We start from the raw sequence: 21176 nt of genomic DNA on the forward strand, positions 1-21176 counted from the left end.
GCGCGGGGGCGCGCACTCCACCCTCCGCGCCCCACTCCGGTGTGTGTGGGGGGGGGGCGGGGGTGGGCCCCCCCCGCCCCACGGGGGCGGGGGGCCCCTCTGTTGCGGGCGGGCCCCCCCCGCGTCATGGGGTGGTGGTCGGAGCTACTGGACGTTGATCGTGAAGGTGGACGTGGTGTTGCGGATGTCCTGGGCGTTGCCGCTCATCCGCAGGTTGACGAAGGTGGCCGAACCGACGGCCGGTCCCTGACCGGGTTCGGGCAGCTCGTTGGCCCAGATGCCCCACCCGGACTTGGCGTCGAACGCGTCTCCGCTCTTCTTGGAGTTGGTGATGGAGATGTCGGTGAAGATCGTGTCCTTGACGGGGAACTGCGGTTGTCCGCCTACGTAGTTGGTCTGGAACATCACTCCTCCGTAGGTGGAGTTGTCGATGTCGACGTCGTTGACCCGGATGCCCTGGAAGACCTTCGATGCCGAGAACGCCCAGATGGCGGGGAAGACCTGTGAGCCCCAGAAGTGGCCGCCCGTTCTGTCCAGGGAGACGTTCTCGATCGTCGTCGGATCGGTCCCGAAGCCGTTCATCGGGTAGCCGAAGTCCAGCGAGGAGATCGTGATGCCGGAGTAGACCAGGGTGTCGGCGACCCGGATGTTGCGGAAGGTGTTGTTGTAGCCGCCGTAGACGGCGATACCGGCCGCACGCCAGGTGAGCGTCGACGTCAGGTTCTCGTAGAGGTTGTCCTTCTCGTCGGCCCCTCCCGCGTCGATCGCCGAGAAGAGGGCGAAGCTGTCGTCGCCCGTGGCGCGGGCGTCGTTGTTGACGACGTGGTTGTCCGTGGAGCCGTTCGTCATGTTGATGCCGTCGGCGAACGTGTCCCGGATGCGGGAGTTGGAGATGGTCATGTTGTCGGTGTTGGCGCCCCAGTAGAGGCACACCATGTGCTCGGCCCAGATGTTGTCGATGGTGATGTTGGAGACGTTGGAGAAGTCGAACACCTTGCCCGGGCCGTCTATTCGGGACGTGTAGTTGCCGAAGTAGGCGAAGCCGGAGAACGTCGAGCCGTTGGCCGTGGACTCGGCGCGGAAGCCGATGTCGGTGTTCTCCTGCGAGGAGGGGGCGCGGAAGCGGGTGAACCACGGGCCCGCTCCGACGACCTTGACCGCCTTGCCGTAGACCTGGAACTTGCTGGAGGTCTCGTAGTCGCCGGCCGGCAGATAGACGCCGACGAGTTTGCCCGTGGTGTCCATGCGGACCTTGTCGAGCGCGTTCTGCACGTCCTGCTGCGAGAAGCCGGCCGGGACCGTGTAGGCGGCCGGGTCGGGGTTCGGGATCGCCGTGGCCTGTTCGAGGTTGATGAAGTCGATCGCGTAGGTGGAGGAGTTGGCCGCGTCCTTCTGGAGGCGGATCTTGGAGCCCGCGGGCACGGTCTTGCCGAGCAGCAGGTTCGCCTCGTCGTAGATGTGGCGCTGGGTTCCGGCGCTGGGCGAGTTGCCGGGGGCGGTCTCGCTGCCGTACAGCCAGGCGTACTTGGAGGTCAGGTCGATCGCCTTGAGGAACTGGCCGTCCACATAGACGTCGAGCGTCGTGTTCGTGCCGTCCGGGACGGAGAAGCGGGTGACCAGGGTGTTGGTGGCCGCTCGGGTGGTCCACTCGACGTACTGGCCGGTGGAGTTGAGGGTCACCGCCTTGCGGGCGCTCGCCTCGCCCGCGATGTCGCCGATGGTCCGGTTCGGGCCGACGACCGTGGCGCCACCGCCGACCGTGCCGTCCTCGGCCTCGTACATGTCGTACGGCATGTCGGCGCCGCGGCCGACGAACAGGGGTTGTGTGGTGGTGTTGTTGGTCCGCTTGACCGGCACTTCGTTGGCGTCGTCGGCGATGACCGTCTTGACGGTGTACTTGCCGTTGACGGCCGTCCACGAGCCGAGACTGATCGGTGCGGTGGTCCGGCCGGAGGCGATGGTGCCGTTGTAGGAGCCGGTGAGTGTCTTCACGGTGGCGCCGTTCGCGTCCTGGACCGTGAGTGTCACGCCGTGGGCGCCGGAGGCCGAGTCGGTCGTGCCCTGGTTCTTGATCGCCACGCTGAACGCGACGTTGTCGCCCGCGGACGGGCTGGACGGGGTCCAGGCCACCGGTGCGGCGACCAGGTCGGAGCTGGAGACCGGCTTGACGACGAGGGCGTCGGAGCGGGTGAAGGTGTTGTTCCCCTCGTTCTGCTCGATGACCTTGTTCGACGGGTCCACCGCGGCGCCGAGCGGGTAACTGCCCGCGTCCTGGGCGCCGATGCTCGCGGTCACCGTCGCCGACGCGCCGGCCGCGAGGACCGGGACGTCGGCCGTGGCGACCTTCGTGCCGCCGAGCGTGAAGTTCAGGTCGGTGGCCTTGGACGCCTTGCTGCCGCTGTTGGTGACGGTCGCGGAGAGGCTGATCGCGTCCGACTCCACAGGCGCCGCAGGCGAGTTGGTGATGCCGGTGACCTTCAGGTCCGGGTTCGCGGCCGGGGTACCGATCACCTGGAACTCGGCGACCTGCCCGCCCGGGGCGCCCGTGTTGGAGGCGAACTTGAGCTGGATGTCGGCCGCCGCGCCGGAGACCGGGATGGTCACCGTGTTGCCGGTGGCCGGGTTGAACGTGTAGTCCTTCGCCGCGACGAGACTCGTGAACGCGGTCGCGTCCTGGTCGCGGCCGAGCACCTGGATGTTCTGCGTGCGCGTGGACCATGCGGCGTCCGGGTTGAGCTTGACGACGACCTGACTCAGGTCGGCGTTGGCACCCAGCCTGGTGGTGAGGGTTGCCGGGTAGGCGCCGCCCCCGCTCTCCCAATAGGTCGCTGTCTGGCCGTCGTTGGCGTTCGCGGCGACATAGGTGAACGTGTACGAGGAGGCCTCGATGGGCTTGCCCCGCGCGAGATCGGAGCCCGCGTCGTTGCCCGCCCGGGTGACGCTGTTGCTCGCCACCGACACGTTCCCGGCGGCATCCTTGGCCTTCACGTAGTAGGTGACCGTGGCCGTCGCCGACGGGGTGTCGGTGTACGAAGTCACGTCACCGGCAAGGGACTTGAGCAACTGGTCGTTGGCGTAGACGTCGTAGCCGGTCACCTGCACGTTGTCGCTCGACGCCTGCCAGGTCAGCTTCACATCGCTGCCCGACTGGGTGTAGGCGAGGTTGCCGGGCGCGGTCGGGGCCTGGGTGTCACCGCTCGACCCCTTGCGGGTCACGCTGTTGCTGTTCGCGGAGACGTTGCCCGCCGCGTCCTTGGCCCGCACGAAGTACGTGACGTCGGTGGCGGCGGACTGCGTGTCGGTGTAGGTCAGCACGTTCCCGGCGACGCTCGCCCTCAACTGCCCGTTGGCGTAGACGTCGTAGCCCGTCACGGCCGTGTCGTCGGTCGCCGCGCTCCAGGTCAACTTGATCTGCCCGGTGGCCGGTTCGGTGTACGCGAGGTTCGTCGGGGCGGTGGGCGCCTGGGTGTCGCCGGTGACCGGCCCGTAGACCTCCAGCTCGGACGCCTGCCCGGCGGGCCAGCCCGTGTTGGCGGTGAACAGCGCGCGCACATAGCGGGTGGTGGTCGTGTCGAAACTGATCGTCGTCGACTGGTCGTTGGAACTGTCGAAGGTGTACGCCTTCGAGGCCGTCAGGTCGGTGAAGTTCGAGTTGTCGGTCGAACCCTGGATCTTGAAGGTCTGGCTCCGGCTCGGCCAGCCGCTGGGCAGCCGCAGCGTCACCTGGTTGATCTTCACCGACGAGCCCAGGTCGACCTGGAGCCACTGCGGGAAGGCGTTGTTGGTGCTCTCCCAGTAGGTGGCGCGGTTGCCGTCACCGGCGTTGGCGGCACCGTAGACATCGGCGTGCCCGCTCTCGCTGAAGGGCTTGCCCTGGGCGAGGTTGGGGGTCGAGGCGGCGGTCGTGAGGACCTGCATCTCGCTCAACTGGGCTGTGTCGGCGACCGAGTTGGCGCTGAAGTCGGCGCGTACGTACCGGGCGAGGGTCGCGGGGATGGAGACTTTCACCGTGTTGTCGTTGGCAGGGCCGAAGACGTACTGCGCCGACGACTTGAGGGTGGCGAAGCTCTTGCCGTCGGCGCTGCCCTGGAGCGCGAACGTCTGCTTGCGGGTCCCCCAGCCCTCCGGCAGCCGCAGCACGACCTGGCGGACGCGCTTGCTCTTGCCGAGGTCGGTCTGCACCCACTGGGCCGACTTCTTCCCGGCCTGCCAGTAGGTGTCGAGGTCGCCGTCGGTGATGTTCGCGGCGGTGTGCTTTCCACGAGTGCTGCCGGCCGAAGTCCTGGCGTCCGCTGCGGCGTTGGGGCCGCCGGCCGCGTGCGCGGCGACGGCGGGCAGGCCCAGGACCATGACGGTGGCGGCGAGTGCGGCGGTGGCTGCGCGCCGCCCGGGGGATCTCTGCTTGTGTCGAGTCATGCGGGGTCGCTTCCTGCGGAGGCTCGCGCGCCGGTGGGGCGGCGAGGGCGGCTCATTCCTGACGGAGTGGTGCAGAAAGGTGCGGGACGATCGGTGTGGTGCTCTGCTTCTCTGCGCGAGGATCATGGGGCAGGATTTTGCGTTGTTTCATCGAAATATTGCAGAGCTGCGTAGATGGGTCTACAGCCTGAGCGGCACAATTTTCACCAGAAGCACCCATGACTCAAGAGTGGTGGCGGCGCGTGCGTCACTTCCGGGCCGATGAGGCCGTCAAATGGCGCGCGCCGAGGCAGGCTTGGCGGGCGTATATGGCTCGTCCCGACACTCGAAGATGCTTGTGGGGCTTGCGCTCCGAGACCGCAAGTAAACGCAAGAAGAGCAAGTTCTTGCGTGATTCTGCGTTGTGGGCGCCGAGCGTGGCAGCATTGGTCACCTATTGCGAACTTCTCGCCTGACGTGCGAAACGGGAGCCAGTGTGGCCGGGACACCGATAACAACCACCTTCGTCAGCACACCGGCCACGGTGCTTCGCTCCTATCGGGCGTGTTCCCGACGCGGGTACATCCAACGGGTGGCCGTCACCATCGGGCTGGTGGCGGCCGGCGCCGCCGCGATCGTCGCCGGGCTCGCCGGAGTGTCCGGCACTGCCGGGCCCGGGGTGATGCTGGTGCTGTTCGGGGGGGGGTTCTTCCTGCTGCGTGAGCGTTCCGTTCGGCGTCAACTGGCGCCCTATCTGCGGGCGGAGCGCGGGGTCACCGTCACCATGACGGACTCGGAGTACCGCGCCGAGGGGCCCGACCGGGCCACCTCCCGGACCTGGACGACGTTTCGGAGCGTCTCGCGGGTCGGCGACTTCTGGGTGCTGCGCGTGTCCCCGCAGCTGGCCATGGGGTTGCCGGTCACAGCTCTGGACGACCGACAGACGGCCGCTTTCGTTCAGTTGCTGCGGGAGAAGGGGCTGTACGCGGCGACGTCCTCCTGACGCGGCGAACGGCTCCGCCCCGGTCGCCCAGCCCCGCGTCGCGGGCCAACGGGGCGGCCTGGACGCAGTTGCCGGTGCCCAGGGCGCTGCGGGCATTCGTCAGCGCCTCCGTACGAGGCGGTGCACCGCCGGCCGATAGCTGGTGGACGCGCTCTCCGCGTCGCCGGACACCGCCGACTCGATCACCTGCCCGGCGGCCCGGGCCTCGGTGAGGAGTTCCTCCCAGCGGTGTCACTCATGTGCTCGACACGTTCCGGCAGACCCATGACGCCGACTGCCCGCGTGTGGCATGTTCGCGCCCCGCGGTGACGCCTCGTCCGGTGTCGAGGGAAACCGCACGCGCCCGCTGATCACCGTCCCGAAGTCCCGTGCTGCGGGCGGTGGGTGAGGAGGTCGCCGGGCTGGCAGTCCAGGACCTCGCAGATGCGGGTCAGGGTGCTGAAGCGGATGGCCTTCGCGCGGCCGTTCTTGAGGATGGACAGGTTGACGTTGGTGACGCCCACTTGGGCGGCCAGTTCGGCAAGGGTCATGCCCCGTTCCTCGAGGATCCGGTCGAGGTGGACCTCGATGGCGTGCGGGTCGGCTTCGGCGGGGGACATCAGATGACGCCTTCGAGGTCTTCGCGCATCGCCGTGCCGACGCGCATGATCCGGGCCAGGGAGAGCAGCCCGATGCCGGTGAGCAGGGCGAAGTACGGGACGCCGTGGTCGACGTCGTAGAGCAGAGGCCGGTGGTCGGCCGCGCGCAGGAAGTTGAGCAGGGCGGCTCCCGCGACGCTCTCGGTGATGTGGCAGACGACGCTGCCGACGGCCAGGTACCAGCCGAGGAGGCGCAGGCGGCCGGCGGTGCGGACGGTGTAGGGGCCGTCCTGGCGGGCGGCGCGGATCACCCAGTACAGCAGGAACAGGGCGCCGATGTAGAGGGCGGAGGACGGCAGTTCGGTCAGCGTGCTCAGCAGGCGTGCGCCACCGCTCGGGGAGTTGTCGCAGTACCGGGGCGTGAACAGGACCTCGATGCCCGGCCCGGGCTTCATGGTCCGGCTCAACCAGTCCTCGCCGCCGACCTGAGTGGAGGGGTCGGTGGCGCAGACCGAACCGTCGCCCCATCCGAAGGCGCCCCCGATCCCGACCGAGGCGAACGTCTTCAGCACCAGGAACACCGCGACCAGCGCACAGAGCGCGGTGACCACGCCGGCCATGGGTTCCAGCGGGCTTCCGGTGCTGCCGCTCTTGGCTCCGGTCGACTCTTCGGTCATGGTGGACCGCCCCCACTTATCGTTTTTCGATGTTATCGAAAAACGATACAGCATCCGTCAACTACGCTCCACCAGACACCAGTTGCGGAACCTCCCCTGCGGTAGGGCCGGAGAGTTCCGCGGGGTGGTTCGGGCAGGCGTCGCCCCGTACGTCTGCATCAGGGCACTACGTACAAGGGAAGACCGTTGCAGGAATCCTCGCGTTCAAGATCCCCCCGGAAGTCGCTGGCCGGGATTCTGGCCGGCGGTATCGTGGCCGCAGGCTGTTTCGCCGTTCTGCCGTCCATGGCACAGGCCGCCCAGCCCACCTCCACCATCGCCGACCGGCAGTCCTCCTTCGCCGACGCGGCCAAGGAGTCCGGCGTACCGCTGCCCGTGCTCCTGGCCGTGTCGTACCAGGAGTCGCAGTGGGACGACCACGACGGGCAGTACAACACCTCGGGCGGATACGGTCCGATGAACCTGACGGACGTCACCGCCAAGATGGTCTCCGGAGGCGCGGCGGGCGCGGCCGGCCGTGGTGACCTCGCCGAGCTGACGGCGGACCCGGCCCTGCACACCCTCGACGCGGCGGCCGAACTCACCGGCATCCCGGAAGCGAGGCTGCGCACCGACGACGCAGCGAACATCCGAGCGGGCGCCGCGCTACTGGCCTCGTACCAGAAGGAGTTGACGGGGAAGGGATCCGCCGACCCGGCCGACTGGTACGGAGCGGTGGCCGAGTACAGCCGGTCGTCGGACAAGAAGGCCGCGCAGCTCTTCGCCGACCGCGTCTTCAAGACCGTGACGACGGGCGCCTCGCGCACCACCGTCGACGGACAGCACGTCCGGCTCGCGGCCCAGCGCGCGGTCCACCCCGAGACGCAGCAGCTGTCCGAACTGAAGCTGAAGGCCGCCGTGACGGACACCGACACCGAGTGCCCGCCCACGGTGGACTGCACGTTCCTCGCCGCGGCCGCCTCCAACGGGCAGGTGGCGGGCCGGCCCGGCGACGGGGTGCAGATCAAGTACATCGTCCTGCACGACACCGAGTCGTCCTACGACGCCGCGATACAGACCTTCCAGACAGCCGGTTCCGGAGACTCGGCGCACTACGTCATGCGGGCCTCGGACGGGGCCGTGACGCAGATGACGCCCACGAAGAACATCGCGTTCCACGCCGGCAACTACTGGTTCAACATGCACTCGATCGGCATCGAGCACGAGGGCTACGCGGCGCACGGCGCCACCTGGTACACGCAGACGCAGTACCAGGCGACGGCCGATCTGGTGAGGTACCTCGCCGCGAGGTTCGACATCCCGCTCGACCGCGAGCACATCATCGGTCACGACAACGTGCCCGGCCCGCGGGACAGTTACCTCGCGGGCATGCACTGGGACCCGGGCCCCTACTGGGACTGGACGGCCTTCATGAACATGGTCGCCCCGGCGCAGACGGCCCGCGCGCACAGCGCCGCCCGGCACGTCCCGACGGTCGGCTCGGCGGTCACCATCAGCCCGGAGTTCGCGACCAACGGGCAGACCGTCCAGGTCTGCCCGGCCGACGATCCCACGGGCGCCACCACCGAGTGCACCGAGACCACCGCGCCCTCCAACTTCCTTCCCGTGCGCACCGCCGCCGGCGCGGACGCGCCCCTGTTCGCCGACCAGGCCATCCACCCCGGCGCGAGCTCCGGCACCGACTCCATCCACGACTGGGGCAGCACCGTCGCGGCCGGCCAGCAGTTCGTGGTCGCCGACGTCGACGGCGACTGGACCGCCATCTGGTTCAGCGGAGCGAAGGTGTGGTTCTACAACCCCGGCGGCGCCAACACCTGCGCCGCGCCGGACGCCGTCGTCGTCCACTCCGGCGACCAGGCCGCGACCCTCTACGGCTCCGGCTACCCGCAGGCGTCGGAGTACCCGTCGGGCCTCTCCCCGTCCACGCAGAAGCCCCTGACCCTCTACACCTTCCCGGCGGGCCAGGCCTACGTGGCCACCCAACCGCCGGTCAGCGCCGACGACTTCTTCGTCTCGGGCGACACCTACGTCACCGGCGCGGCCCAGTACTACACCATCCAGTACAACCACCGCGTCGTCCTGGTCGACGCCTCGCAGGTGTCCTGAACCGACCGGTGCGAACCCGGCCCGCTACCCGGTGACCCCGGCATGAGCCAGGCAGCGGGCCAGGTCCGAACGGGAACGGACACCCAACTTGCGGTAGACGCGGGTGAGATGCGCCTCGATCGTCTTGCGGGACAGGAAGAGCGACGCGGCGGCCTCCACATTGCTGAGGCCCTCACCTATGGCACGCGCCACCTGGAGCTCCTGCGGGGTGAGCAGTGCCACCGCGGGCGGTTCGTTCCCATGGACGGCGGAGCGGTGCCCGGCCGCCGCGACCTCCGCGTCGGCCCGGACCGCCCACGGCACGGCGCCCAGCGCGGTGAACGTCCGCTGCGCGAGCAGCAGCGGCTCCCGTGCCGCGGAAGGCCGCCTGAACCGGCGCAGCGTCTCACCTGCGACGAGCCGTGTCCGAGCCGCCTCGAAGGCCATCTCCCTGCCACCGTGGACGCGTTCCGCGACGCCCAGCCAGTCGGCGGCCTCCTCGGCGGACCGGGCGAGCATCACCCGGCACCGGGCGTGCGCGGCCGCCGGCCACGCCAGACCGGTCGCCGTGTCCCGCTCCCGCAGCCAGTCCGCGACGGCGACGGCCCCCTCCCTCGCCCCCGTGCGCAGACAGGCCTCGGCGAGATCGGCCACCCACGGCATGAGGCAGGGATTGACCAGTCCCATCTCGTCCGCGAGAGCGAACGCCGCCTCCAGGTGCGCACGCGCCGCCTCCGGATCACCGGCGGCGAGCGCGGACGTGCCGAGCGCACCGCGTGCGAACAGGGCCAGGCCCCGCAGCCGACCGCCGCACCAGCGCTCGTACTGGGCCACCCGCTCCCGGCAGTCCGCGAAGTCGCCCCGCAGGGCGTCCAACCGCGCGAGCTGCACCAACGCGTAGCCCGTCATCGCCAGATGCCCGAACTCCTCCGCCCAGCGCAGCGCCTCGGCGGCGTCCGCGCGTGCCATCGGCCAGCGCGACCACATCTCCACCTGGCCCCGCGCCAGCAGCGCGTACGGCAGCAGGGCGGGGGAGTGGTCCCGGCGCATCCCCTCGATGACCGTGTCCAGCACGCCGCGGGCGAGGTCTCCCTCGTCGGTCCAGGACAGGCCCTGCGCGATCTCCATCGTCACCTGGCGTTCCTCGGGGCCGCTTTGGCCGCGCGTCTCCTCCAGCAACGCCAGCAGGGTCGTACGGCCTTCGCGCACGTCGCCGCCCAGCACCTGAGCCCGGGCGCGCATGACACGCGCCTGCCGACGCCGGATGCCTCGGGTGCCGTCCGCCAACTCCTCGCAGCGCGCGGCGATGTCACACGCGTCCCGGATCCGCCCGTCCATCGTCGCGGGCACCACCGCGGCCCCGTACAACTGGGAGGCACGAGGGCGGTCCACCGACTCCACCGTCCGGGCCGCGCCGACCAGCAACTGGTGCGCGCGGCCCGGATCTCCGAGCCAGGTACAGGCCTGGCCGCGCAGGAACTCGATGTCCGCCGTGAGCAACGGGTCCCGGCTGTGTGCCAGAGCCTGTTCGCACCACTCGGCCGCGTCGCGCGCCGTACCGCCGTAGAAGGCGTCGTGGGCGGCCTCGAACAGCCGGCGGGCCGCGTCCGCGGGGTCCGGTGACAGCTCGGCGGCCCGGCGCCAGCCGGGCGCGGCGGCCGCCAACGCCCCGCGCTGCCGCGCCTGCCGGGCGTCGGACACCAGGCGCGCGGCGACCGACTCGTCCGGACCGGGAGCGGCGGCGGCCAGGTACCAGGTCTGCAGTTCGCCCGAACTCAGGGCGGCCAGCCGCCGGTAGACCTCCAGCCGCCGGACCATGGCGCACTGTCCAAGGACCACCGGCCGCAGCACGGGATGCCGAAGCTCGCAGACACCGTCCCGCATCCGCACCAGCCCGGCCACCTCGGCCGCGTCCAGATCGGCGGTCGTGAGTCCCTCCGACGCCAACGCCCGTTGCAGCAGGGGCCATTGCGGGGTCCGGCCGGCGGCGACGTACACCAGCGCCTCCCGACTGCGCGGCGGCAGCATGCGCAGCATTCCGCGCCACGCGCGCTCCACCAGCGGCCCGGGCGCCTCCCAGGAGTCGTCCCACGGCTCGGCCCCGCACGCACGGGTCCGGGCGAGCGCCGCCGCGTACTCCACCAGGACGAGTGGATTGCCGTGCGCCAGCCGTACGATCCGGTCCGCCGCCCGATCCGCACGGTCGAGGGACTGCCGCCGCAACAGCGTCCAGCACTCGTCGTCCGTCAGCGGCCTCAGCGTGCTGTGCGGCACGCTCTCCCGGATCCCGTCCTCCTCCCGCCCACCGCGCGCCGCCATGACCAGGGCCACCCGCTCCGTGGCCAGCCGTCGGGCCACGAACTGCAGGACCTGGCGCGAGGAGGGATCGGCCCAGTGCACGTCGTCGACGAGAACCAGCAGCGGCCACGCCTCCCCGGCCGCGGCCAGCACGCCGAGTGCCCCCGCGCACACCGCGTACGGGTTCGACTCGGCCACGTCCGTGAGCGCGAGACAGCCCTCGACGGCCCTCCGCTGGGCGGACGGCAGTTCGCCGAAGTGATCGCGGAGCGGCAGCAGCACATCGGCGATCACCGCGTACGGCAGCACGGCCTCCGACTCCACTCCGCGGGCCCACAGCACCCGGGCGCCCTGGCCGCGGGCCGCCGCGTGGCGCAGCACCATGGTCTTGCCGATCCCCGGTTCACCGCTCAGCAGCAGGGCGCCTCCCCGCTGCGGCAGCGCGTCCACCAGAGCGTTCACCAGATCCTCTTCGGCACGCCTCCCGACGAGAGCATCCGGTTCCGGGACGGACGCCACGCGGACCGGATCGCGTCCCGCTCGGCCCGTCGGCACACCGGCCATCGCTGGTTCTTCCATGACGCCCCCGAATACCTGCCGCTCCGTCGCGGCGTTCCGTCATGTCCCCAGGGTGCCCCCGGGAGGGTGATCGGCGTGAGGGGTCGGGACGGTCCTACGACGGCCTCCGTACGGTGGTGTCCGGGTGGTGGGCCCAGGGCGCGTAGGACCTGCTGGGCGCATCCGGCGCCGACGGTGCGGCAACTGGCGTAGGCAGCCCGACAGTTGTGCTGGTCAACGCCGCGGGAGTGCGTCTCCCGGGCGGAGGCAGGGAGTTTCCCGAAGCCGCGGTGCGGGAGGTCGGCAATGCTCGCGTGTTCCTAGACCGGAAAGGGGCACGGGATGGCTGAGCAGGGACAGTTCCCGCGGGTGATCACGAACCTCACGCACGGCGGGCACGCGATTCTCGACAGCGCGGACGAGGCGGAGAAGACCGCCCAGACGCAGGAGAGCCTGAGCACGCGCAGCTCGGTGGTCCAGGAGACCACCGACGCCGCCGCGCACGTGGGTACCACCGCCTTCGACTATGTGTTCCCCGACCTCGCGAAGAAGTTCCCGGACAACCACCTGCCGAACGACGACGTCGCGAAGGTCGTCAAAGCACTGCTCGCGCTGGGCTCCGCGATCGTGGAGACGCCGGCCGAGGTGCGCGACCCGGACCTCAACTCGCCGATTCCGCCGATCTACACCTACTGGGGCCAGTTCGTCGACCACGATCTGACGGCCGCGACCGACCGCGACCTGGTGATCAACATCACCGACGATCCCCTGCCGCCCGTACCGCCGGACGAGGTGATCGAGAAGCTGGCGAACCTGCGCATCCCGGCTCTGAACCTCGACTCGGTCTACGGCGACGGGCCGTTCGCGCCACCGGTGCCGGGCAAGGACGCCGTTCCCTACGACGGGATCAAGCTCCGGCTGGGCCTGCTCTCGCCGGTTCCCGTCACTGTGGGCGCGCTGATCCCCCCGGTCGACGACACACAGCGGGACTTGCCGCGCAAGGCCGACCGCACCCCGCTCGTCGGCGACACACGCAACGACGAGAACCTCGTGGTGGCCCAACTCCATGTGGCGTTCCTACGGTTCCACAACGCGGCGGTCGACTGGGTGCGCGACAACGAGCCCGAGTTCGAGTCGGACGCCGAGATCTTCCGCCGGGCCAGGGACCTCACCCGGTGGACGTACCAGTGGTTGTGCGTGCACGACTATCTGCACACCGTGGCGCGCCCCGACGTCGTCGACCTCGTGGACACCGCGGAGGGCAATCTGCTCGCCCTGGACCGTCGCGGCACGTACATGCCGATCGAGTTCTCGGTGGCGGCCTTCCGCTTCGGCCACAGCATGGTGCGCGGCGCCTACGACTGGAACCGCAACTTCGGCCGCCCGGGCGACAGGGCCGCCTTTTCCACCCTGGACCAGCTCTTCCAGTTCACCGGGAGGGGCGGTTTCGTCGGCCCGCTGGCGACGCTCCCGTCGAACTGGCCGGCGGAGTGGGACCGGATGGTCGACAAGAACAGCCCGTTCGCCAACCGCTTCGCGCGGCTCATCGACACCAGGCTCGCGCCTCCGCTCGCCGATCTGCCCAACGAGGGCAACGACCCGAGCCTGGCGGAACGGATCAGGAAGCTGCTCAAGCACCTCGCCCAACGCAACCTCCTGCGCGGCTACCGCCTCGCCGCCCCCACCGGCCAGGCGGTGGCCCAGGCACTCGGCGTCACACCCCTCAGCCGCGCGGAACTCGAACAGGACAGCAGTGACGCGGTGAAGGAGGCGCTGGACGCGGCCGGCCTGTTCGACAGGACCCCGCTGTGGTTCTACATCCTGAAGGAGGCCGAGGTGAGGGAGCTGGGCCGCCGGCTCGGCGAGGTCGGCAGCCGCATCGTCGCCGAGACGATCATCGGCCAGCTCCGCAACGACCCCGGTTCGTACGTCAACCGGACGAGCTGGAGCCCGGCGCAGGGCGTCCTGCTCCCGAACGGCCGACCGGTGCGCTCGATCGCGGACTTCCTCCGGTTCGCCGGCGTCCTCTGACCCGACGACACCCTTGGGCCGCGCCCGTCACGCCCCCGCCGATCTGCCTCGGCGGGGGCGCGTGCGTGCTCCGTAGGGAGTTCCCCGAAGCGCCCTACGTCCCGCTCCCCGGAGCATGCGCGCATGGACCTACGACAACAGCAGCAGCGGAACATGGCGGAGCGCTACCGGGACACGGTGGACCAGCGCGAGGACATCCGGCGACGGCAGGTGGAGACCGGCACGCCCTTCGTCGCGGACAGCGAGGAGCAGCTGCGCGCCCGCGCGGAGCGGCTGGTGAGGGAGGGGGAAGTCGACCCGGGGGCCCTGGCGCCTCTGCCGTCCGGCACGGGGCCGGTGCGTCCCGCCGTCGTGTTCGAACGGATCCTCGGCGCCGCGAGTGAGCTGCAGAGCGTGAACTTCCTTGCCCGCGGGGAGCGCGCGGCCCGTGCGGTCGCGCGTATCTCCATCGTCGTGGACGGCCGGCGGGCCGGGTTCGGCACCGGGTTCCTCGTGGGGGAGCGCCTCCTGCTCACCAACAACCATGTCCTCCCCGACGCGGCGACCGCGACCGGATCCTTCGCGGAGTTCGACCTCGAATCGGATGTCGACGGCACGGCCAAACCGGTCGACTCCTACGACCTCGCCCCGGACGAGCTGTTCGCCACGGACCCCGCACTCGACTACACACTCGTCGCGGTCAAGGTGGGCTCGGCCGGGCGGCGCCCGGGCGCGGTGCACGGCTGGCTGAGGCTGATCGCGAACCAGGGAAAGATCGTCATCGGCGAGCCGGTGAACGTCGTCGGCCACCCGGACGCACGGCCCAAGGAGATCGCGGTCCGCGCCAACGAACTCCTCAACCAATTGCCGCAGTTCCTGCACTACCGCACGGACACCCTGCCCGGAAACTCGGGCTCACCCGTGTTCAACGACCAATGGGAGGTCGTCGCGCTGCACCACGCCGGTGTACCCGACCCCGACGGCGCGGGCTGGATCGCCAACGAAGGGGCCCGGGTCAGCGCCATCCTGCGGCACCTCGCCGCGGCCGAGCCACCGCCCGAACAGAAGGCGCTGCTCGCCGAGTTGGGCCCACAGGCGGTGCCGAGCGAGGCGGTGCCCACTGAGGAGCGCCTCATCGGGGCGACCGGGGGCGAGCAGGCCCAGGAGCGGCGCGGCGTCACCGGGCGGACCGGCACCGGCCGGCGCGTGGTGTTCCTGCACGGCCGCGGCCAGCAGGGCCACAACCCCGCCGAACTGCGCACCGGATGGTGCCGCGCCCTGGCCACCGGCCTGGCGGCATCGGGCCTCGCACCGCTGAACTCCGCCGATGTCTGGTTCCCCTTCTACGGCGACGCACTGGCCGCGGCGAGCGCCGGCCGCGAGAGCGTCGCTCCCGGTACGGCGACGACCACGGCCGAGGCGTACGTACCCGCCGACTCCGGTGCCCGCGCGGTGTACACCGCGCTGCTCGCCGAGGCCGCCGAGGCCGCCGGGATGCCCGCGTCGGAGCGGGCGTCCGAGACCGCGCAAGAGTCGAGTCTGCTGGGCGGGGCGGTCGCCGCACTGCAACGGCCGTTGTCCTGGCTCGCGGCGCGCAGCGGGCTCGACGACGTCGTGATCGCGACGGTGTTCCACGACGTCGCCGCCTACCTCGGCGACAAGGCGGTACGCGACGCCGTACTGGACGCGGTACTGGCCGGGCTGCCCGACGACGGCGAGTTCGTGCTGGTCAGCCACAGCCTCGGTACCGTTGTCGCGCTCGACCTGTTCACCAGGCTGCCCGCGGGGATCTCGATGCCCCTGCTGGTGACGGCCGGCAGCCCGCTCGGACTCGACGCCGTGTACAAGCGGCTGCTGGTCCGGGGTCCGGTCCGGCCCGGGCAGGTGGACGGGTGGCTCAACGCGTGGGCGGCGGCGGACGCCGTCGCCATCGGCTGTCCGCTCGGCGACACCTGGTCACAGGTTCGCGACGTGCTCTGCCCCAACCCGAAGGATCGGGCACACGACATCACGCAATACCTGTCCCACGCCCGCGTCGCAGCCGAGATCGGCCGCGCCGCCCGCCCGTAGCCCGTAGGCCCGTGGCCCGGCGCCGGGGGTCGGCGGCGCGCGGCGGAGCATCCGGTGGGTCTCTCTGGAAAGATCCCCACCATGAGCGATAACCCGCAGCGCCTCGTCACCGTCGACCGCACCGGCCCCGGCCGGTTCACCGCCACCAACGCCCGTGGCGGCACCGTCGAGTTCGGCACCGCGAACGGTGGCGGCACCGAGTTCACCCCCGTCGAGCTGCTGCTCGCCGCGATCGGGGGCTGCACCGCGGCCGACGTCGACGTGGCCACGACCCGGCACGCGGAGCCGGACGGCTTCACCGTCACCGTGACCGGCAACAAGGTCAGCGACGACCTCGGCAACCGGATGACCGACCTCGCGGTCACCTTCTCGGTGACCTTCCCGGAGGGCGAGGCCGGCGACCGGGCCCGCGCGATCCTGCCCCGGGCGGTCGCCGTCTCCCACGACCGGCTGTGCACGGTCAGCCGCACGGTGGAGACCGGTACACCCGTCACCGTGACGATCAAGGACGCCTGACCTCGTCGGCCTCTTCCCTGCGGGCCGGTGACAAGGGGTTCGCCGGGGGCTGCGTTCTTGTGAGCACTGTCTGATCCGTGGGGCGCGAGAGCCCTACGGTCCGGCCATGAAGACGAGTCGCAGCAGAGGAAGTTCGTGGCGCGGTGGCGCGCTGGCGGTGCTGTTGACCGCCGGCGCGCTCACCGTGGCCGCCCCACAGGCCCAGGGAGAGAGCGCCCGCACCGAGACCCCGGTCGCGTCGACGCACCCCGCCGACGGTGTGATCGAGTCGGTGGTGCGGGTGAAAGTGCCGTTACCGCAGTCGTTCGGCGCCCGCCCGGCGGCGTGCGACTGGCTGTCGTATCTGCGCTACCGCTCCGCCGACGGCCCGCGCGCGTCGGCGGACGCCGATCGGATCCTCGTGGCCCAGCCCGGCATCCTGGAAGGAGCCGGAGCCTTCGACAGCGTCGCCCGTAACACGGTCGCCCAAGCCGCCGCACGGGGACGGCACTTCGAGTTCTGGGCCCTGGACCGGCGCTCCAACTGCCTTGAGGATCCCACCGGTATCGCCTCCGGCGACCAGCACACGGCCGTCGACTACTACTACCGCGGCAAGGCCGTCGACGGCCGGACCTTCGCCGGGTTCGCCGGCAACGACCAACTCGGCTGGATGGCGAAACTCGGCATCGAGCAGACCGTACGGGACGAATACGACCTGCTCGTCGCCGAGTTGCCCGACCAGGGAGTGCGCAGGAGCAAGGTGCTGTGCGGCGGGCACTCGCTCGGCGGGGTGATCACCGGGTACTTCGCGGCGGCCGACTTCGACGGGAACCCCGCCACCCTGGCCGACGCCGGACAGAACCAGTGCGCCGGCTACTTCGCCCTCGACACCACGATCTCCACCTCGCTCGCGGACCTGAGCGGCAGCATCCCCGACGACACCAACCTGCCCGACATCGGGCTTGGTTACGCCGTCGTACAGGCGGGCCTCGACAGCGGGCTGCTGTCCCGCTCGCTGTCCGCGCCGGTGCTGCTCAACCCCGAGACCATGACCTTGCTCGCCATCGCGGGCCTGGGCGCCGTACGTGAACCGGACGGCGCGTCGGACCTGCCGGCCAATCTGCCCTCCAACGTCAACATCGAGGCCACGAACCGGTTCCTGTTCTCCAAGGACACCGCGACCTTCCTCGCCGGCTCACCCGCCGTGAAGGACTTCCGGCTCACCAACGACGCCGTGCTCGGCGCGCTCATGGACGACAACTCCGAACCGCTGGCGTTCCTGCAGAGCAGCGTCGGCCTCTTCGACGGCGGACCGCTCACCGACAAGAACTTCCAGGCCGCCAACGGGAGTTCGGGCCAGTCGCAGCTGTTCGGCGTCGAGTACAAGGCGATTCCGGCGCAGCCGCACGGACCGCTCTACACCTGGCGGAACTACGACCGGGTCGGCGCCGCCGACGACCCCGGGTACCGGTCGGCCGACGGCACCCCCTTCACCAACGCCTCCAAGGAGGTCACCGACATCCACGAACTGGCCCGCAGCATGGGGGAGCAGCCGCTGGACTTCACCGAGCAGTACTTCCCGACCAAGCTGGTCACCGACATCGAGCTGGCCACCTCCCCGCAGGTGAAGCAACTCGTCGTCCATCCGGGCGGGTTGACGGCAAACCCGACGCTCACCGTGCTCGCGGGCGACGGGCTCCTCGCGGGCCGCATACCGGTCGACCTGCACCCGGTGATCGCCCCCGGATACCAGCACTTGGACGTTCTGACGGCGGCACCCGTGCAGAACAACGGCCGGCCGGAAGTCGTCTCCAGTAGCCTCGCCGGATTCGCCGCGTCACCCAAGTAGACCGACACCCGAGGAGACCGACAGGGGCCCGGGAGGATCAACTCCCGGGCCCCGCAGTGCTGTTACGGCTCAGACCTTGCCGGCCGCGAACGTCGCCGCCGCACCGGCGTCGGAGGTGTAGCCGAGGTGGGCCAGGATGTCCGTCCCGCCGTTCTGGCAGATGGGGTCACCGTTGGCGCAGAAGTCGATGGTGCGGCTCTGGTAGGTGCCGGTGACGCTCTTGCCGAGGGCGCGGATCGGGTTGCCGAACAGCAGCACCGCGGCGACCTTGGGTTCGACCGCCGCCGGGATCGTCGCCACGATCGGACTGCCGACCACCGCGCCGTCGCTGCTGATCCCCAGGGAGTTGTCGACGACATTCGCGCCCTGCGAATAGCCGACGAGAATGAAACGCTGATTCGGACAGGTCGCAGCCTGCGCGTCGAGGTGGTTCACCACATCGAGATTCCCTGTCGCGGCGGATGTCAGGGAAAGGTCGGCCGGATAGTTCACCGCATAGCTGGAGAGGGTCTTTCCGGTGATTTTCTGCTGGAGTGCGGAGAATACCGGATCGCCGACGATCAGACCGAGAGTCCCCGGCTCGAAGGTGCCCCGAGCGGCCACGACGTCGAGGTTCGCACAGGTGGCCGCCGACGCCGTGGGCGCGGTGAGAGTGGCGAGACCGGCTCCGCCGAGCAGCGAGAGCGCGGCCAGGCACAAGCGAATACGCATGAGAATCCTTTGAGGGTGGGGCGCGTTTGACGCGCCTGTGGAAAGGACACCTCGAAGGTATTCGCGTTGTTTCACCGGGTGTTATGGACGGGAATTCAGAAACCGTCCCTGTTTTTGTCGGGGCGTGAGTCGCGCTCGTTCTCCCGCGACGCCGCCGAACGCAGCGCGAGAATCAGGTCAAGGCGGGTGCCCGGGTCGTGCAGGGACTCGCCGAAGAGTTTCTCCAGCTGGCGCAGGCGGTAGCGGACCGTCTGCGGGTGGATGTGCAGGCGGGCGGCGACGTCGGGGACGTTGCTGCCGCTGAGCAGCCAGGCGAGCAAGGTCTCGGCCAGCCGGGCGCGTTGGCCCTCGGAAGCCGCGTCGAGCGGTGCCAGGGCCCGGGTCTCCAACTGCGCGAGCAGCGGCTCGTCGCTGTGCAGCAGCAGCGTCGACAGATGGTCGGCGCACAGCACCACGCCCTGCCGGGGCAGCACCCCGCGCCCCATCAGCCCCAGCGCCCGCGTGGCCCAGTGCAGCGACCGCGCGGCCTCCGACACGGGGACCGTGGGACCGATCGCCGCCGGACGGCCGCCCAGGCCGAGCACGAACGACCGCCCGCCGAACCGGCCGTAGCCCTCCGGGTCCGGTACCAGTACACGCGGCGGCCGTGACTCCATGTCGGCCAGCGCGCCGGGAATCGCCGGCGGCCGGTCCTCCGCGCGCGGGTCCGCGGGTCCCGCCAGCGCGATGACGGCGACCCGCGGAGGCACCCGCCACCGCGCGCCGTGCGCCAGGTCCTGCACCTCCTCCTGGGACACCGGCCCGTCGCCCAGCAGCAGATCGAGCAGCCGTCCGCGCCGCCGCTCCAGCTCGTCCGCGCTGTGCGACCGCGCGTCCGCGTAACCCGCGGCCGCCGCCTCGGCGACCTCGTGCACGGTCCGGAACGCCAACTCGCCGAGTGTGGCCACGACTTGCGAGTCCAGGCCGAGTTCCTCCGCCGTCCGCCCCATCAGCCGCCAGGCGTGCAGCCCGCCTACCCGCAACGCGGACTGCACCGCGTCCAGGCTGCGGCCGTCCAGCGCCACACCGCGCCCGATCTCGTAGTACGTCGTGGCCATCGTGGACCGCTGGTCGCGCGGGTCCGCGATGTGGTCGATGAACAGGGTGAGCGCCTGCACCACACCGGCCCGGAGATTCTCGCGGTAGATGGCACCGGACGGCAGCCCGTACTCGGGCACCTGTCTGCGGACCTCCTCCTCCACCTCGTCGGCCACACGCGGCAGTTGGGCGCGCAGCAGCTCGGCCAGCTCGGGCGGCATCGAGGCGGTGGCGGGATCGGCGGGCACTCCGCGCGGGGTGGGGACGGCCACGACGGACACTCCTTTCCCCCGGAGGCGGCTCGCCCACGGACTGTTGCCCGTGGGACGAGGGGGACGTCCTGCGTTGGACGGCCGTCCCCTGCGCTCCGTTCCGTGCCCCGGCTGCACCGACATCACTCCGGTAGCCCCAGCGCGGCGGCGAGCATCGGCCACGAGGCGGCGAACTCCCCTTTCCAGTAGGCCCAGCTGTGCCCTCCGCCCGGATAGAAGTGGGTGGTGACCGGAATCCCGAGCAGCGCGAGAACACCGGTGAAACTGTGCGCGGACGGCCACAGCAGACTCTCCAGCGCCTCGGGCAGCCAGTCGCCCGAACCCCCGGCCAAACCACTGCCGTTGGACACGTACAGCGGTGTCCCGCGCAGCCCGCCGGCCCGGGCCCGCGGATTGAAGGCCCGCCAAGTCAGCCCGTCCAGGAGGGGGTTGCCCCACAGTGTGCGCGGCGCCAGGCTCTCCCGAGCCACGATGGCGTCCACCAGGGAGGGCACTCCGGGCGCCGTGGTGTCGAGGATCCCGCTGTAGGACGCGGCGGCGGTGAACGCCCCCGGGTGACGGGCCGCGTGCGCCATCGCGCCGTAGCCGCCGGTGGACACCCCGGCGATCGCCCGCACACCGGACGCCCGGTAGTCGCGGGCCAACAGCGCCGGAACCTCCAGGAGTTGGAAGGTCTCGTAGTCGGGCCCCTCACGCCAGACGCTGGGGATGCCGGTCGGCCCCGCGTCCGGCATCGCGACGATGAGATCGCGCCCCTCGGTGAAGGCCTCGATCTCCGTCTCCCGGGTCCAGGACGTGTAGTCGTCGTGCGCCCCGTGCAGCAGATACAGCACGGGATACGTCCGACCGGGCTGCGCCGCGAAGTCCGACGGCAGAATCAGCCGCACCGGCGCACTGCGGCCCAGCGCGGCCGAGGACACGGACACGTCGAAGGTACGCGCCGAGACCTGCGTCGCGGCCCGGGCACGGCCCACGCCGCCCGTGGCCCCGAACAGAACGGCGAGCCCGGTGGCCGCGGCGACCCGCGTGGCGGCACGACGGGACATCCCGCCGGGAAGCCGCTGGGGCAGGGAGATTCCGGAGGGGTGCTGCGGTGTG

13 protein-coding genes are annotated in these 21176 nt (G+C 70.7%); 6 read left to right on the plus strand and 7 right to left on the minus strand.

What is annotated here, in order from left to right:
* Positions 1–144: 144 nt before the first annotated feature.
* Positions 145–4416, minus strand: a complete 4272-nt coding sequence (locus ACFXC1_RS27455; protein WP_381246947.1) for a discoidin domain-containing protein — start codon at positions 4414–4416, stop codon at positions 145–147.
* Positions 4417–4987: 571 nt separating this feature from the next.
* Between ACFXC1_RS27455 and ACFXC1_RS27460 the strand changes: the two genes are divergently transcribed.
* Positions 4988–5398 carry a hypothetical protein gene (locus ACFXC1_RS27460; RefSeq protein WP_381246949.1) on the plus strand — a complete coding sequence of 137 codons (411 nt, stop codon included), beginning with the start codon at positions 4988–4990 and terminating at the stop codon, positions 5396–5398.
* Positions 5399–5748: 350 nt separating this feature from the next.
* On the opposite strand, the gene ACFXC1_RS27465 is transcribed toward ACFXC1_RS27460, so the two are convergent.
* Positions 5749–5997 carry a helix-turn-helix domain-containing protein gene (locus ACFXC1_RS27465; protein ID WP_381246952.1) on the minus strand — a complete coding sequence of 83 codons (249 nt, stop codon included), beginning with the start codon at positions 5995–5997 and terminating at the stop codon, positions 5749–5751.
* Complete coding sequence (locus ACFXC1_RS27470) at positions 5997–6653, minus strand: DUF2975 domain-containing protein (RefSeq protein ID WP_381246955.1); 657 nt, start codon at positions 6651–6653, stop codon at positions 5997–5999. The genes ACFXC1_RS27465 and ACFXC1_RS27470 overlap by 1 nt, the downstream gene beginning before the upstream one ends.
* A gap of 285 nt (positions 6654–6938) precedes the next feature.
* On the opposite strand from ACFXC1_RS27470, the gene ACFXC1_RS27475 reads away from it, so the two are divergent.
* The gene (locus tag ACFXC1_RS27475; RefSeq protein WP_381246958.1) at positions 6939–8759 is read left to right on the plus strand and encodes an N-acetylmuramoyl-L-alanine amidase; all 1821 of its coding nucleotides are present in this window, start codon (positions 6939–6941) and stop codon (positions 8757–8759) included.
* Positions 8760–8783: 24 nt separating this feature from the next.
* Here the strand turns inward: ACFXC1_RS27475 and ACFXC1_RS27480 are convergent, their stop codons facing one another.
* Positions 8784–11615 carry an AAA family ATPase gene (locus ACFXC1_RS27480; protein WP_381246960.1) on the minus strand — a complete coding sequence of 944 codons (2832 nt, stop codon included), beginning with the start codon at positions 11613–11615 and terminating at the stop codon, positions 8784–8786.
* 321 nt (positions 11616–11936) lie between these two features.
* Between ACFXC1_RS27480 and ACFXC1_RS27485 the strand changes: the two genes are divergently transcribed.
* From ACFXC1_RS27485 to ACFXC1_RS27500, 4 genes are all read left to right on the plus strand, one after another.
* The gene (locus ACFXC1_RS27485; RefSeq protein ID WP_381246962.1) at positions 11937–13625 is read left to right on the plus strand and encodes a peroxidase family protein; all 1689 of its coding nucleotides are present in this window, start codon (positions 11937–11939) and stop codon (positions 13623–13625) included.
* Between the two features lie 123 nt (positions 13626–13748).
* Positions 13749–15674 (plus strand): trypsin-like serine peptidase, encoded by a 1926-nt coding sequence (locus tag ACFXC1_RS27490; protein WP_381246965.1) that lies wholly within the window; start codon positions 13749–13751, stop codon positions 15672–15674.
* A gap of 81 nt (positions 15675–15755) precedes the next feature.
* Entirely contained in the window at positions 15756–16190 is a 435-nt protein-coding gene (locus ACFXC1_RS27495) for an OsmC family protein (RefSeq protein ID WP_381246968.1), read from the plus strand.
* Positions 16191–16296: 106 nt separating this feature from the next.
* Entirely contained in the window at positions 16297–18018 is a 1722-nt protein-coding gene (locus ACFXC1_RS27500) for a hypothetical protein (protein ID WP_381246971.1), read from the plus strand.
* Between the two features lie 69 nt (positions 18019–18087).
* Here the strand turns inward: ACFXC1_RS27500 and ACFXC1_RS27505 are convergent, their stop codons facing one another.
* The 3 genes from ACFXC1_RS27505 to ACFXC1_RS27515 form a co-directional block, all read right to left on the minus strand.
* Complete coding sequence (locus ACFXC1_RS27505; protein ID WP_381246974.1) at positions 18088–18729, minus strand: cutinase family protein; 642 nt, start codon at positions 18727–18729, stop codon at positions 18088–18090.
* Positions 18730–18824: 95 nt separating this feature from the next.
* Positions 18825–20078 carry a PucR family transcriptional regulator gene (locus ACFXC1_RS27510; protein ID WP_381246977.1) on the minus strand — a complete coding sequence of 418 codons (1254 nt, stop codon included), beginning with the start codon at positions 20076–20078 and terminating at the stop codon, positions 18825–18827.
* 122 nt (positions 20079–20200) lie between these two features.
* Complete coding sequence (locus ACFXC1_RS27515; protein WP_381247749.1) at positions 20201–21124, minus strand: alpha/beta hydrolase; 924 nt, start codon at positions 21122–21124, stop codon at positions 20201–20203.
* Positions 21125–21176: the final 52 nt, after the last annotated feature.

This window comes from Streptomyces hokutonensis, assembly GCF_042751305.1.
Taxonomy (GTDB): domain Bacteria; phylum Actinomycetota; class Actinomycetes; order Streptomycetales; family Streptomycetaceae; genus Streptomyces; species Streptomyces hokutonensis_A.

Bases quoted from the DNA above. Each gene is read 5' to 3' on its own strand.
- ACFXC1_RS27455 (WP_381246947.1), bottom strand. From the start codon at position 4,416: ATGACTCGACACAAGCAGAGATCCCCCGGGCGGCGCGCAGCCACCGCC.
- ACFXC1_RS27465 (WP_381246952.1), bottom strand. From the start codon at position 5,997: ATGTCCCCCGCCGAAGCCGACCCGCACGCCATCGAGGTCCACCTCGAC.
- ACFXC1_RS27470 (WP_381246955.1), bottom strand. From the start codon at position 6,653: ATGACCGAAGAGTCGACCGGAGCCAAGAGCGGCAGCACCGGAAGCCCG.
- ACFXC1_RS27475 (WP_381246958.1), top strand. From the start codon at position 6,939: ATGGCACAGGCCGCCCAGCCCACCTCCACCATCGCCGACCGGCAGTCC.
- ACFXC1_RS27480 (WP_381246960.1), bottom strand. From the start codon at position 11,615: ATGGAAGAACCAGCGATGGCCGGTGTGCCGACGGGCCGAGCGGGACGC.
- ACFXC1_RS27485 (WP_381246962.1), top strand. From the start codon at position 11,937: ATGGCTGAGCAGGGACAGTTCCCGCGGGTGATCACGAACCTCACGCAC.
- ACFXC1_RS27490 (WP_381246965.1), top strand. From the start codon at position 13,749: ATGGACCTACGACAACAGCAGCAGCGGAACATGGCGGAGCGCTACCGG.
- ACFXC1_RS27495 (WP_381246968.1), top strand. From the start codon at position 15,756: ATGAGCGATAACCCGCAGCGCCTCGTCACCGTCGACCGCACCGGCCCC.
- ACFXC1_RS27500 (WP_381246971.1), top strand. From the start codon at position 16,297: ATGAAGACGAGTCGCAGCAGAGGAAGTTCGTGGCGCGGTGGCGCGCTG.
- ACFXC1_RS27505 (WP_381246974.1), bottom strand. From the start codon at position 18,729: ATGCGTATTCGCTTGTGCCTGGCCGCGCTCTCGCTGCTCGGCGGAGCC.
- ACFXC1_RS27515 (WP_381247749.1), bottom strand. From the start codon at position 21,124: ATGTCCCGTCGTGCCGCCACGCGGGTCGCCGCGGCCACCGGGCTCGCC.